The sequence below is a fragment of the Aquitalea pelogenes genome (assembly GCF_041914625.1).
Lineage (GTDB): Bacteria > Pseudomonadota > Gammaproteobacteria > Burkholderiales > Chromobacteriaceae > Aquitalea > Aquitalea pelogenes.
Genome location: NZ_JAYSDA010000035.1, coordinates 20,274 through 33,857 on the forward strand (window position 1 = coordinate 20,274; position 13,584 = coordinate 33,857).

9 protein-coding genes are annotated in these 13,584 nt (G+C 61.9%); 7 read left to right on the forward strand and 2 right to left on the reverse strand.

Features of this window, described 5'->3' with window-relative positions:
* Positions 1 to 264: 264 nt before the first annotated feature.
* The 7 genes from ACE3SE_RS20000 (at position 265) to ACE3SE_RS20030 (ending at position 8,915) form a co-directional block, all read left to right on the forward strand.
* Positions 265 to 2,634 carry a PAS domain-containing sensor histidine kinase gene (locus ACE3SE_RS20000; RefSeq protein ID WP_374557751.1) on the forward strand — a complete coding sequence of 790 codons (2,370 nt, stop codon included), beginning with the start codon at positions 265 to 267 and terminating at the stop codon, positions 2,632 to 2,634.
* Positions 2,631 to 3,260: a response regulator gene (locus tag ACE3SE_RS20005; protein WP_045844818.1), complete on the forward strand. Its 630-nt coding sequence runs from the start codon at positions 2,631 to 2,633 to the stop codon at positions 3,258 to 3,260. Before ACE3SE_RS20000 ends, ACE3SE_RS20005 begins: the two co-directional genes overlap by 4 nt.
* A gap of 108 nt (positions 3,261 to 3,368) precedes the next feature.
* Positions 3,369 to 4,418, forward strand: coding sequence for an RNA methyltransferase (locus tag ACE3SE_RS20010; protein ID WP_374557753.1), 1,050 nt, complete (start codon positions 3,369 to 3,371; stop codon positions 4,416 to 4,418).
* Between the two features lie 97 nt (positions 4,419 to 4,515).
* Complete coding sequence (locus ACE3SE_RS20015) at positions 4,516 to 5,598, forward strand: HD domain-containing phosphohydrolase (RefSeq protein WP_374557755.1); 1,083 nt, start codon at positions 4,516 to 4,518, stop codon at positions 5,596 to 5,598.
* 262 nt (positions 5,599 to 5,860) lie between these two features.
* The gene (locus tag ACE3SE_RS20020; protein WP_374557757.1) at positions 5,861 to 7,387 is read left to right on the forward strand and encodes a catalase; all 1,527 of its coding nucleotides are present in this window, start codon (positions 5,861 to 5,863) and stop codon (positions 7,385 to 7,387) included.
* 55 nt (positions 7,388 to 7,442) lie between these two features.
* Positions 7,443 to 8,198 (forward strand): AraC family transcriptional regulator, encoded by a 756-nt coding sequence (locus ACE3SE_RS20025; RefSeq protein WP_374557759.1) that lies wholly within the window; start codon positions 7,443 to 7,445, stop codon positions 8,196 to 8,198.
* Positions 8,199 to 8,264: 66 nt separating this feature from the next.
* Positions 8,265 to 8,915, forward strand: a complete 651-nt coding sequence (locus tag ACE3SE_RS20030) for a LysE family translocator (RefSeq protein WP_374557761.1) — start codon at positions 8,265 to 8,267, stop codon at positions 8,913 to 8,915.
* A 6-nt stretch (positions 8,916 to 8,921) separates the two neighbouring features.
* Here ACE3SE_RS20030 and ACE3SE_RS20035 read toward each other — a convergent pair whose 3' ends face one another.
* Both ACE3SE_RS20035 and sbcD read right to left on the reverse strand, forming a co-directional pair.
* The gene (locus ACE3SE_RS20035) at positions 8,922 to 12,332 is read right to left on the reverse strand and encodes an AAA family ATPase (protein ID WP_374557763.1); all 3,411 of its coding nucleotides are present in this window, start codon (positions 12,330 to 12,332) and stop codon (positions 8,922 to 8,924) included.
* The gene (sbcD, locus tag ACE3SE_RS20040) at positions 12,329 to 13,546 is read right to left on the reverse strand and encodes an exonuclease subunit SbcD (protein ID WP_374557765.1); all 1,218 of its coding nucleotides are present in this window, start codon (positions 13,544 to 13,546) and stop codon (positions 12,329 to 12,331) included. Before sbcD ends, ACE3SE_RS20035 begins: the two co-directional genes overlap by 4 nt.
* Positions 13,547 to 13,584 lie beyond the last annotated feature (38 nt).

Sequence of the window (13,584 nt, forward strand, 5' to 3'; positions counted from 1 at the left end):
ATGCTTTCTGTTTTGATACCGAAGTATCCGGCTTTGCCCCCTGCCTCGCGGTTAATGCACTGTAAATTGATGTTAATTCCGGTAAAGCCGCTTCCGGCCAATAAATAGCCGGTTTCCTCCAGCATTTTTGGCAAAACCCGTACTACAGGGTAAAGTATGCCGCACTCATGCCAGCCGCTACCTGTTGCGCAACAGGCATGGCCCCCTTACCCCATTGCATACAGGCTTCACATGCAACCGGCTCCTCGCCTTCGACATTTGCTTTTGGCCCTGACCGCCCTCTGGATCAGCCTGTTCTGTTCACTGGTCATGGCCGCCCAGCCTGCCGCCCACAACTGGCTGGCTGCTCACCGCAACTGGCGGGTGGGCGTGGTGCTGCAAGCGCCTTATGCCCAGCTCAACCCGCGCAGCCATTTGCTGGAAGGGGCCGATGTCGAAGTGATGGTGCTGCTGGCCGGCAAGATGGATGTCAGCCTGAGCTGGCGTACCTTCAGCAACCAGCAGGCACTGGACCGTGCGGTGGAAAATGGCGAAGTCGATATCTCCCCCGGCATGCTGCAAACGCCAGCCAGCCTGCATCACTGGCTGTTCTCCCAGCCCTACCTGCGGGTGCCGCACAAGATTGTCGGTTTCCCGGACGGCAGCGGCAATGCGGTAGACCTGGACCGGCTGTCGCTCAGCGAGCGGCTGGCGCTGGACGCCAATAGCGATGCACTGCGCTTTGTGCGACGCAATTACCCGGAACTGCCGCGGGTAGAGGTAGCCAGTGACCGTGCCGCACTGCAAACCGTACAACAGCAATATGCCGAATACGCCATCGTGGACGAGGCCCAGCTGGCCACCTTGCTGAAGGAACCTGAATTCTCGCGCCTGGCCGTGGTGGGCGACCTGGGCTACACCCACTTGCTGCGCATTGCGGTGAGGCGCGACTGGCCCGAGCTGCCGCCGGTGCTGGACCGCCAGTTGCAGGACATCCCCGGCATCCGCATGGAGCAGCTGTATGCGCGCTGGATGCTGCCCAGCTACCCGCGCCTGATCGACTCGCTGAGCTTCTGGCACCGCACCAGCCTCGCCTTGTTGCTGGCCGCCCTGCTGCTGGCCGGCCTGTTCGGCCACCAGCGGCGGCAACGGCGCTGGGCAGAAAAGCGCCTGCTGGCGGCAAGAATGGAACTGGAAGCGCGGGATCTGGCCGAGGAATCGCTGCGCCTCACCCAGTTCTCCATCGACAACAGTACGGTGGGCATTCTGTGGGTGAACTGGGACGGGCGCATCCAGTACGCCAACCGCGCGGTGGAGAGCATGCTGGGCTATCCGACCGAGCAGCTGCTCAGCCTGTCCCTGCCGGAATTGCAACCCTCGCTGGACAACAGCAGCTGGCTGGACTTGTGGAACCAGCTGCGCAGCAGCAAGGCCTTGAGCAGTTTTGAAACCACCAGCCTGAAAGCCGACGGCCAGGTACTGCCGGTGGGCGTCACCCTGAGCTTTCTCAAGTTTGGCCGCACCGAATATCTGGTGGTGTATCTGAATGACATTACCGAGCGCCAGAAAGCCCGCGCCGCGCTGGAAGAAAGCGAAGCCCGCTTCAAGGGCATGGCCAGCAATGTGCCGGGCATGGTGTTCCGGCTGGAGCGCCCGGCTGCCGAGCACCCGGTGCGGCTGGCTTTTGTCAGCGATGCCAGCCAGGCCATGCTGGGTTACAGCCCGCTGGACCTGGTATGCATGCCGGAAGGCTGGCAGGACGTGGTGGCCAGCGAGGACCGCAGCAGCTACCAGCAAGCCTGGCAGGATGCCGCCGCACACAACCGCAACCTGGCCTGGCAGGGCCGCATGCAGCATCAGAACGGGCAATTGCGCTGGGTAGACATCAAGGCCACCGTGCGCTGCTTTGATGATGGCCACGTGGTATGGGACGGCATTGTCTGGGATATCTCGGCCAACAAGCACAACGAACTGCAACTGGCGGAATCGCGTGGCTTGCTACGCAGCCTGTCGGCCCATCTGGAGTCGGTACGCGAAGAAGAAAAAGCCCGCATCGCCCGCGAAGTACACGACGAGCTGGGCCAGATTCTTACCGTATTGCGGCTGGAAACCTCGATGTGCGAACTGAGCTTCGGCCAGCAGGACAGCAAGCTGGCCGAACGCCTGCAGGCGATGAAAAAGCTGATCGAGCAGACTTTCCAGATCGTGCGTGACGTCGCCACCGCCTTGCGCCCGCCGGTGCTGGATGCCGGCATCGGCTCGGCCATCGAATGGCAGGCGCGGCGTTTTGAAAAACGCAGCGGCATTCCCTGCCTGGTATCAGTGCCGGACAGCCCCATCGCCCTGAGCGATGCGCGCGCCATCGGCGTGTTCCGCATCCTGCAAGAAGCACTCACCAATGTATTGCGTCACGCCGAGGCCAGCACGGTCAGTGTGGGGCTGACCTGCCAGCAGGACATCATCACCTTGAGCATTGCCGACGACGGCAAGGGTTTCGACCCGCAAGCCCATCGCCAGCTGCGCTCCTTTGGCCTGGTAGGCATCCGCGAGCGGGTGCTGTTGCTGGGCGGCAAACTGGATATCGACAGTCAACCGGAACAGGGCTGCACCCTGACCATCCGCCTGCCGGTTGAAGAAGGAAGGGAAATCGCATGATTCGCGTCATCATTGCCGAAGATCATAAAATCGTCCGCGAAGGCATCAAGCAACTGATTTCGCTGGCCGAAGACATCAGCGTGGTGGGCGAAGCCACCAATGGCACCCAGTTGCTGGAACAACTGCGCCAGACCAGTGCCGATGTGTTGCTGCTGGACATCTCCATGCCCGGCACCAACGGGCTGGAAACCATTCCGCGCATCCGCGCACTGGACAATCCACCCGCCATCCTGATGCTGTCCATGCACGACGAAGTGCAGATTGCCGCCCGCGCCCTGAAGGCCGGAGCCGCCGGCTACAGCACCAAGGACAGCGACCCGGCCCTGCTGCTGACCGCCATTCGCAAGGTGGCCAGCGGCGGCCGCTACATCGACCCGCAGCTGGCCGACCGCATGGTGTTTGAAGTCGGCCTGACCGACTCACGCCCGGCGCACACCCAGTTGTCCGAACGCGAATACCAGGTGTTCGAGCGCCTGGTGCACGGCACCAACGTCAACGAAATTGCCCAGCAGCTGAACATCAGCGCCAAGACTGTCAGCACCCACAAGGTGCGGCTGATGCAAAAGCTGCAAGCCCATTCGGTGGCCGACATGGTGCGCTACGCCATTGACCACAAGCTGATCTGAGGCTGATTGGTGCAAGGCCGGGCCTGCGGGAGACAAAACCCTGTCCTGCGGCGCGCCGTTGCGCTACCCTAGCCGGCTTTGTTCAACCACACACTGCCCTGCCGTTTCATGCGCATTCAGCAACTCCAGCAAACCTTGAGCGATCTTGGTGCTCGCCCCTGTCACATCGGCCGTATCAACCGCGCCTGGCTGCAAGGCCTGGCGCTGGATCACGGCACCCGCCACCAGCAAAGCGAGCATTATTTTCCGCTGGCGGTGCGGCAGGGCCTGCCGTCCATCAGTGCGCAGCTGGAAGCTCTGGCACGCGTCCACACCCGGCATGAGGCGGCGGATGCCTCGCAACGGCTGCTGGTGGAACTGGCCGATGGCCAGATGGTGGAAAGCGTGCTGCTGCCACGTGACGGGCTGTGTGTTTCCAGCCAGGTTGGCTGTGCCGTGGGTTGCACCTTCTGCATGACGGGCAAATCCGGCTTGCTGCGCCAGCTGGGCAGCGCGGAAATTGTCGCCCAGGTGGTGCTGGCACGGCGCATCCGCCCGGTAAAAAAAGTGGTGTTCATGGGCATGGGTGAACCGGCCCACAATCTGGACAACGTGCTGGAAGCCATCGACTTTCTGGGGCGTGAAGGCAATATCGCCCACAAAAACCTGGTGTTCTCCACGGTGGGCGACCCACGGGTATTCGAGCGCCTGCCCGCCATGCAGGTAAAACCGGCGCTGGCACTGTCCTTGCACACCTCGCGGGACGACTTGCGCGCCAGCCTGCTGCCGCGCGCACCACGCATCAGTCCGGCGGAACTGGTGGATCTGGGCGAACATTATGCCCGTGCGGTGGGCTACCCCATCCAGTATCAATGGACGCTGCTCAAGGGCATCAACGACAGCCAGCAGGAGATGGACGCCGCCATCGCCCTGCTCAAGGGCAAGTATGGCGTGCTGAACCTGATTCCGTACAACAGCATGGAAGGCGACAGCTTCCAGCGCCCGGATGACGCGCATATCCGCCACATGAAGCACTATCTGCACGCCCATGGCGTGCTGACCAAGATTCGCGATTCTGCCGGGCAGGACATCGACGGCGGCTGTGGCCAGTTGCGCGCCCGCGCAGCGGATGTCATCGATACCAGCCGCTTGCGCCGGCGTCAGGGCCAAACCGGCTGAGAGATTTCATTGGCAAGACAATTATCCTTCTTGTTAGAATGGTTATTTGCCGGACAATATCCCGTCCGGTTACACAGAACAGCAAGAAAGATCCAGCGTGCGGCTCCGTTTCGAACAATGGCGTGATTTTCTCGATATAGATGCAGACAGCGTCAACACGCTGCGCGAGTTTTCGGGCTTGATCCGCCCCCATATGGACGTGCTGATGGATGCGGTCTATGCCTACATCCGGGCCAATGCCGCAGCCAGCGCCACCTTCAGCGACGAAGCCGCCCTGCAACGCGCCCGCGCGCACCAGCAGCATCACTGGCTGGAGCATGTGTTTGCCGGCAATTTCAATCAGGACTACCTGGAAGCCACGCTGGCCATCGGCCACACCCACCAGCGACTGGGCGTGGACCTGCGGTTTTATTCCGGTGCCTACGTGGTGGTGCTCAACCAGCTGGTGCAACTGCTGGACGGGCTGGTGCAGGATGCCGCCACCCGCAGCCGTTACCTGACTGCCATCAATCGCGCAATTTTCCTCGACATGGGTCTGGCTACCTATGCCTATTACGACACCCTGCTTAATGCGCTGGAAGACATGGCACAGGAAGTCACCCTCAGCCTGGCCCGCGCCGGCGAATACCGTGACAACGAAACCGGCAAGCACATCACCCGCATGAGCAAGATGTGCGAGCAGATGGCACTGGCGCTGGGCAAGGACGCCACCTGGGCACATGCACTGCGCATGGCCAGCCCGCTGCATGATGTGGGCAAGATCGGCGTGCCGGACCGCATCCTGCTCAAGCCCGGCCGCCTGGACGAGGAAGAATTCCAGATCATGCGCGAACACCCGCGCATTGGCGGCACCATCATTCCGGAGCATCCGGCACTGGTGATCCGCATGGCACGGCGCATTGCCCTCACCCATCACGAAAAATGGGATGGCAGCGGCTACCCCGCCGGCCTGTGCGGCGAGGAAATTCCGCTGGAAGGCCGCATTGCCGCCATTTGCGACGTTTACGACGCCCTGGTGTCCTCACGCCCCTACAAACCAGCCTGGACCCAACAGGCTGCGCTGGACTACCTGCGACAGGAAAGCGGCTATCACTTCGACCCGCAGCTGGTAGAAACCTTCTTGCGCATCGTGCCGGAGGTCGATGCCATCCAGCGGCGCTACGCCGAGGAAACCGCCTGAGCACGGCTGGCCGCGAACTCATCCGGCCAGCCCAGTTCCTTGGTACGGCCCTCGTCTCTTGCCAGCATGGATAAAGTGAAATCCACTCAAAATCCACCATGCAAAATATCAGCAAGTCATTGTATTAAAACAATTAAACACAAAAACAAAGCCCATGCACAGACGATAGCCTGTCGCCATCCACCCCATAGCATTTTCAAAATTCTGGTCAGCGCCCCCCATCCCTAGACTGAGTGTCCCTACAACTCTCAGGACTTTCGTGATGAAGCCAACAACACATTGCCTGCTGCTTGGTGTCAGCCTGGGCCTGCTGCTGGGCCAGCCTGCCACAGCCAGCACACTGACCCGTGACAATGGTGCAGCGGTAGGCGACAACCAGAACTCGCAAACTGCCGGCCCCAACGGCCCGGTACTGCTGCAAGACGTGCAACTGGTGCAGAAGCTGCAGCGTTTCGACCGCGAACGCATTCCGGAGCGCGTGGTGCATGCACGTGGCGCGGCTGCTTATGGGGTGTTTGAAGCCAGCGCCGACATCAGTGCATTGTCTCGTGCCAAGGTGTTTGCCAAGGGCAGCAAGACGCCGGTATTTGTCCGCTTCTCCACCGTGATTCACGGCCTGCACTCGCCGGAAACCCTGCGCGACCCGCGCGGCTTTGCCACGAGGTTCTATACCAGCGAAGGTAACTGGGATCTGGTAGGCAATAACCTGCCGGTGTTCTTCATCCGTGATGCGATGAAGTTTCCCGACATGGTGCACTCGCTGAAACCGGCCCCGGACACCAATCTGCAAGACCCGAACCGTTTTTTCGACTTCTTCTCGCACCAGCCGGAAGCCACCCACATGCTGACCCGGCTGTACTCGGACTATGGCATCCCCAAGGGCTACCAGTTCATGGATGGCAATAGCGTGCACGCCTGGAAGCTGGTGAACAATGCAGGCAAATACGTGTACGTCAAATTCCACTGGGCCAGCCGTCAGGGCCAGCACAACCTCACCATGCAGGAAGCTGCCGCCATCCAGGCGTATGACTTCAACCATGCCAGCCGCAGCCTGCTGGAGGCGATCAAGCGCAAGCAATACCCGCAGTGGGACTTGTTCATCCAGGTGATGCAGCCGGAGGACATGGCAAAGCTGGACTTCAACCCGCTGGATGCCACCAAGATCTGGCCGGGCATTCCTGAACAGAAAATCGGCACCATGACGCTGAACCGCCTGCCGGAAAACGTGTTCCAGGAAACCGAGCAAAGCGCCTTTGCCCCGTCCAACCTGGTGCCCGGCATCGAGCCGTCGGAAGACCGCCTGCTGCAAGGCCGCATCTTTGCCTATGCCGACACCCAGCTTCACCGGGTGGGGACCAATGGCCTGCAACTGCCGGTCAACCGTCCGCAAGTGAAGGTGGATAACAACAATCAGGACGGCGCCATGAACGAGGTTCAGCGCAGTGGTAATGTCAATTACGAACCCAGCCGTTTCAGCCCGCTGAAGCAGGACCCGGCAGCACGCAGCAGCCAGTTGCCGCTTGGCGGCAGCACCCAGCAGGCGGGTATTGGCAAAACGCAGAACTTCCGCCAGGCCGTTGAGTTCTATCGCAGCCTGAGCAGGCAGGACCAGGCCCGGCTGATTGCCAATCTGGCCGCCGACCTGGGCCAGGTACGTAACGAGACCATCCGTAACACCATGCTGTCCTACTTCTACAAGGCTGACAGCGGCTATGGCCAGGCCATCAGCAAGGCGCTGAATGCCAATGTGGCCGAAGTAGCCAGACTGGCCAAAGCCTTGCAGGACTGAAGCACGCAAGCACAAGCGACTGGCAGCCGGCGCATGACATCGCTATAGTCGCTGCATGATTCTGCTGCGTACCCCGCTGCTGGAGCTGGCCCGCATCACTGCCAGCGCCAGCGGTTTTCCCCGCCACACCCATGACGAATACGTCATCAGCGCCAATCTCGGAGGGCAGGAGCAGGTATGGCTGGAAGGCGAAAGCTTTGTCGTCAGCCCGGACATGCTCACCATCTACCCGCCGCAAGCGGTGCAATCCAGCCACAGCCTGAGCGATGCCGGCTGGGACTGCCTGTCGCTGTATGTCGACCCGGCAGCCTTCGGCCAACTGTTCGACTGCCCGCCTCCCGATTTGCCCAGCCATCTGCAACAACCTGTGTTTGCCAGGCAGCTCAAGCATATTGCCCGGCTGGAAGCCAGCCTGCGCGAGGAGGCCATCGTGCAGTTGCTGCAAGCCCTGCTGGATGGTCGCGCCGCCGCGCCCCATCGGCCGGACAGCAACGGCAGCCAGCTGGTACAGCATATACGCCAGCGCTTGCTGGATGACCTGTCGGTGGGGACGCACCTGCAACAGCTGGCCGATGCAGCCGGAGTGACATCGGCCCACCTGGTACGCCGCTTCCAGCAGGCCACCGGCTTGCCACCGCTCGCCTGGCAGATGCAACAGCGCATGGCACTGGCGCGACGCCTGCTGCGCGCCGGAAGGCCCATCATCGACGTGGCGCTGGCCACCGGCTTTGCCGATCAGGCGCATTTCAGCAAGGCGTTCAGCCGTTTTTGCGGCATGTCGCCCGGCCGCTACCGCCAGATCAATATTTGACAAGACGCCACGCAAACGGCCCCGTATCATCGGGGCTGTTTTTTTACTTCGTACGGATTTGTCGTCATGCTGGCCATTGCCACCAAGGGTTTTTTGCTTTCCATCTCGCTGTGCCTGGACATTGGCATCGTCAATGCCGCGCTGATCAACACCGGCCTGCGCAAGGGGCTGCGCCCGGCCTTGCTGATGGGGCTGGGTTCCTGTTTTGGTGACTTGTTCTATGCCCTGCTGTCCTTGCTGGGCATGTCGCTGCTGTTCAGCTTCACCCCGGTGCGCTGGGTGATGTGGCTGGGTGGCGGTGCAGTATTGCTGTGGCTGGCCTGGAAAATGACGCGTGCCGCCTGGCGCGAATTCCACCAGCCCAGCAGCCATGCCGCAGGCCAGGCCGAAGACGGCACACCGCGCAGCAGCCAGGCCGAGTTCTGGCGCGGCCTGTTGATGGCACTGGCCTCACCCTCCTCCTTGCTGTGGTTTGCCGCCGTTGGTGGCAGCATCATCGCCCAGTCCACCGACGGCAGCTCGCTGTCGGCCAGCGTATTCCTCAGCGGCTTTTTCCTGGGCGGCGTGGTGTGGTCGTCTTTTCTGGCCTGGCTGGCCAGTCATGGCCAGAAGCTGGTTGGCCACCGCCTGCTGCTGTACTGCAATGCCGCGTCAGCAGCGCTGTTTGCCTATCTGGCACTGGGCGTCATCGTCAACGGCTACCAGACCTTGCTATAGGCTGTATCAGCCAGCGGTGACCGACAGCGCGGACAGCCCGACACCACCGGCACGCGCCACGCGGATCTGCACCGCAATCCTCTCCTTCATGCCTTCCACGTGACTGATCACGCCTATCATCTTGCCGCTGGCATTCAGGCTGTCCAGTGCATCCAGCGCAATTTCCAGCGTTTCGGCATCCAGCGTGCCAAAGCCCTCATCCAGGAACAGCGAGTCGATAGAGGTTTTGTGGCTGACCAGGTCGGACAAGGCCAGCGCCAGTGCCAGGCTGACCAGAAAACTCTCGCCGCCAGACAGGGTGCGTGTGTCGCGGCTGACATCGGCCTGCCAGCTGTCGACGATTTCCAGTTCCAGTTCACCCTCGGCCTTGCGCCGCAGCTGATAGCGCCCATGCAGGCGCGCCAGCTGGCGATTGGCCAGATACACCAGGTGGTCCAGCGTCAGGCCCTGGGCAAAGCGGCGGAACTTGTCACCCTTGGCTGAGCCGATCAGCCCATCCAGCCGCTGCCACAACTCGCAGTCCTGCTGCTGCCGGTCGATTTGTGCCAGCAAGTGCTGCAGACCGGCCCGGCGGGCTGCGTCTCCATCCAGCAAGGCCTGCCAGGCCCCGGCTTGTCCGCTCAGTTGCTGGCGCTCGGCATCCAGCGCAGCCAGTTGTGCTTCCAGCTCAGCAGCCGTCAGCGGGCTGAGCGGCGTGGCCGCCAATACCTGCAACTGCGACTGCGCCGCTTGCAACAAAGCCTCGGCCTGCTGCACCGCCTTGTCCAGTTGTTGTTGCAGGCTTTGCAGCACAGTGCGTTGTTCTGCGCTCAGGCAGGCTGCAACAAAATCCGCCTCGCTGGCAAAGCGGCTATGTTGCAAAGCCTGCTGCCACTGGCTGGCATCCTGTTGCAGCTGAAGCTGCTGCTCGGCCATATCCTGCTGCAACTGCTGGCACTGGCCCTGGCGCTGCGCCAGTGCGGCGGCCAATGCTGTGCGCTGTTGCAGGCAGTGCTCCAGCGCCGCTGCCGGGTCGGCTTGCTGTGCAGGCAAGGTCATGTCGGGCAATGCCAGCTGCTGCCACCACTGTTGCCAGTGCTGCTGCTGGGTCAGGGCATGGCTGTGCTGCTCTTCCAGCCGGGCCAGTTGCTGCTCCAGCTGTTGCATGTCGCTCTGCTGCTGTTGCCAGTGCTGCCATTGCTGCTGACGCGCATCCAGCCAGGCATCGACATCCTCCGGCATGACATGGCCAGCGTCGGCCAGGGCTTGTTGCAACTGCTGCTGCAAGGCAAGGTGCTGACGCTGAAGATCAGCCAGCGCAGATTCCGCCTGCTGACATTGCTGCTGCATGGCTTGTCTTGCCTGTTGCAACAGGGCCAGCTCGGCCTGGGCTGCCTGGAATTGCTGCTGGCGCTGCTGACTGTCTTGCACCGCCTGTTGCCAGCGCAGGGCGGCGGCTTCGGCTTGCTGCATGGCTTGTTCGGCCTGTTGCAGCTGCTGCATCGCCTGCGCCACACCGGCTTGCAGACGGGCTGGCTGTTGCCAGTCATCCGCAAGCAAGGCCAGCGGAGCGGCCAGCGTCTGCCAGTGCAGCAATGCCTGCTGCTGCCTTTCCTGTTGCGCTTGCCATTGCTGCTGCAAGCTGGCCAGCTGTTGCTGCGCAGTGCTCAGCCGCAAACTGGCCTGTTGACCTTCTGCCTGTACTGTTTCCAGCTTGGCCTGGATTTCTGCCACGCCCTGACGGGCCGTCGACGCATCAGCCGCCTGATAACTTTCTACCAGCGGGTGGTGTTCCGACCCGCACAGGGGACAGGGCTGGCCGGGCTGCAACTGGGCGCGCTGCGCCTCCAGCCCCTGGATGCGCAATTCCATTTCCAGCAGGCGCTGACGATCACCCAGCTGTTCCTGTAGCTGGCGGTATTGTGCACGTAATGCAGTGAGGGTCTGTTCGTATTCCGGCAACAGTACCTGCCTGCTGGCCATGTCCTGCTGCATACCGGCCAGTTCCTGCGTTCCCTGCTGCAACTGCCCGGCCAATTGCTCGGCCTGTTGCCAGCCTTGTACCGTTTGCCCGGCCTGTTGCCAGTGCTGGCGCAGTGTTGGCAAGTCTGCCGGCTGGGCCGCCGCCGCTGCCGCTTCTGCCTCTATGGCAGCCTGCGCACTGGCTTCGGCCTGCGCGCAAAGCTGTTGCTGTTGGTCAATTTTCTGCTGCTGGCTGACCATGGCCGCTTGCAAATGGCCGTGTTCCTGCCCGGCCTGCACCACGCGCTGTTGCAACTGGCTTAGCTGGTCAAACTGGCTGCGCCACAAGAGCAGCTGACTGCCCAGGCTGGCCAGCTGCGGTGCGGACTGTTGCCGGGCCTGCCATTGCTGCCAGCGCAAGCGGCCTTGTTGCAGCTTCTGCTGCAAGCTGTCGACCAGTGCGCCGGCATGACACAAACCATCCCAGTTCAGTTGCTGCCATTGCTGCTGATCCTTTTGCAGCGCTTCTTTCTGCGTATTCAAGCTGCTGCGGATCTGCTCCAGCCGCTGCTGTCTGCTCTGCCATTGCTGGTATAGCGGCAAGATCTGGCTGGCGGCCTCGCCATCTGCCAATTGCTGGTGCTGCCCGGCTGCGGCCTGCTGTGCCTGACGGGCGGTATCCAGCTGCTGACTGGCGCTTTGCGCCTGTTCTTCCAGCTTGGCCAGCTGGCGACGCCAGTCCAGTGCCTGCACCAGCTTTTGTTGCTGCACCGCCAGTTGCTGCTGCTGTTGCTGTGCGTTTGCCAGCTGTTGCTGCATGCTGTTGCGCTCGGTTTCATCCAGCAGATCGACCGCACCAGCCTGGGTCTGCAATTGTTGCAGGGCCTGACGGCTGTCCCTTGCCTGTTCGAATACGCGGCGCGACAGCTCGCCGTATAGCTCGGTACCGGTCAGTTCCTCCAGCAATTCGGCCCGCTCATTCGGGCTGGCATTGAGAAAGGCGGCAAAACCACCCTGTGCCAGCAGCATGGATTTGGTAAAGCGGGCGAAATCCAGCCCGGTAATGGCGGCAATCCGTTTGAGCTTTTCGTTGCTGTGGGTGGTGATGATGGTGCCATCGGCCTCGGCCAGCTCCACCCGTGCTGCCTGCAAGGCACCATCCGCCTTGTCGCGGGCGCGGCGCTGGCTCCAGAACGCACGATATGCCTTGCCCTTGACCTCGAACTCCACCTCCGCCAGGCAATCGGCAGTATGGCGGGTCATGATGTCGTTGCTGCTGGCCGATATGGTCTTGAGCCTGGGTGTTTCGTGGTACAGCGCCAGGCAGATGGCATCCAGCAAGGTGGATTTGCCTGCGCCGGTGGGGCCGGTAATGGCAAACAGCCCGTTATCCCGGAATGGCGGGCGGGTGAAGTCGATTTTCCACTCGCCTTGCAGCGAGTTGAGGTTTTTCAGCCGCAGGGTAAGGATTTTCATGCCTGTTCCTCCTGCACCTGTTGCAATACTTGCCGATAACGCTGGCGCAATGCCTCAGCCAGTGGCGCTTCCAGCTCTTCCAGCTGCAAGCGGCGTTCAAACACTTCCTGCGGGCTCAGTTCGTCCAGCGTGCTGCGTTCGGATTGCATGCTGACGGCTTGCTGGCTGCGGGCACGGCGCAGGCGCAGCAGCTCGGCAGGCTGTCCGTCCAGCATGGCCTGGATACGGCCTTGCAGGTCAGAGAGGTAATCATCGCCCTCTACCGTGATTTCCAGCCACAGGTGCTGGCCGGCAGCCAGCCCGGCCAGGGCTTGCGGTATGGCCTGCTGCAACTGCGCCAGCGTGCCGCGCAGGCTGGCCAGCGGCTGGAAGCATGGCACCGGCAACGCAGTGATGTTGAGTTCTGCCCTCGCACCGGTTTCGATCAGCAGCATTTGCTTGTCCTGACCCAGTTCATCAAAACTCAATGGCAAGGGCGAGCCGCTGTAACGGATATGTGCATGGCCCCCTACCAGTTGCGGGCGGTGGATATGCCCCAGCGCGATGTAGTCGAACGGCGGGAAGGCATTGGTGGGGAAGGCATCCAGCGCACCGACGTAAATGTCCCGCACCGATTCGCTGCTGCTGGCCCCCACGGTAGTCAGATGGCCGCTGGCGAGAATGGGCAGTTGCAGCCCCAGCGCTTCGCAGTGCGCACGGGCCAGCTGGTAGAGGGACTGATAATGCGCGGCAATGGCTTGTTGCAAGCCCAGCTGTTTTTCCTCGGCACTCTGGCCAGCCTGGCTTTGCAATACATCACGGGCGCGGATGAAGGGCACCGCGCACAGCAGAGCCGCAGGGTTGCCTGCGGCATCGTGCAGGGTAATCAGCTGGCGCGACAGGTCTTCCTGTACTGCCGGAATGACGGTGCAACCCAGATAGGCCAGCAAGGGACGGCTTTCCTCCAGCGTGGCCACCGAGTCATGATTGCCGCCCAGCAGGATCAGCCGGCAGTGCGCATCATGCAGGCGAACCACCAGCTGGTTGTAGAGTTCCCGTGCATAACTGGGTGGCGCGCCGGTATCGAAAATATCGCCCGCCAGCAGTACTGCATCCACAGCCTGTTGCTGTACTTGCTGCAACAGCCAGTCGATCAGTGCCTGATGTTCGGCCTGACGGCTGCGGCCCATGAAATGCTGGCCCAGATGCCAGTCCGAAGTGTGAAGAATGCGCATGCCATCGCTCTTGCCGGAAAACAGCGCATTCTAGCAAG

Excerpts from the sequence above, each read along its gene's own strand:
- ACE3SE_RS20005 (WP_045844818.1), top strand. The coding sequence starts at position 2,631 with ATGATTCGCGTCATCATTGCCGAAGATCATAAAATCGTCCGCGAAGGC.
- ACE3SE_RS20010 (WP_374557753.1), top strand. The coding sequence starts at position 3,369 with ATGCGCATTCAGCAACTCCAGCAAACCTTGAGCGATCTTGGTGCTCGC.
- ACE3SE_RS20020 (WP_374557757.1), top strand. The coding sequence starts at position 5,861 with ATGAAGCCAACAACACATTGCCTGCTGCTTGGTGTCAGCCTGGGCCTG.
- ACE3SE_RS20025 (WP_374557759.1), top strand. The coding sequence starts at position 7,443 with ATGATTCTGCTGCGTACCCCGCTGCTGGAGCTGGCCCGCATCACTGCC.
- ACE3SE_RS20030 (WP_374557761.1), top strand. The coding sequence starts at position 8,265 with ATGCTGGCCATTGCCACCAAGGGTTTTTTGCTTTCCATCTCGCTGTGC.
- ACE3SE_RS20035 (WP_374557763.1), bottom strand. The coding sequence starts at position 12,332 with ATGAAAATCCTTACCCTGCGGCTGAAAAACCTCAACTCGCTGCAAGGC.
- sbcD (WP_374557765.1), bottom strand. The coding sequence starts at position 13,546 with ATGCGCATTCTTCACACTTCGGACTGGCATCTGGGCCAGCATTTCATG.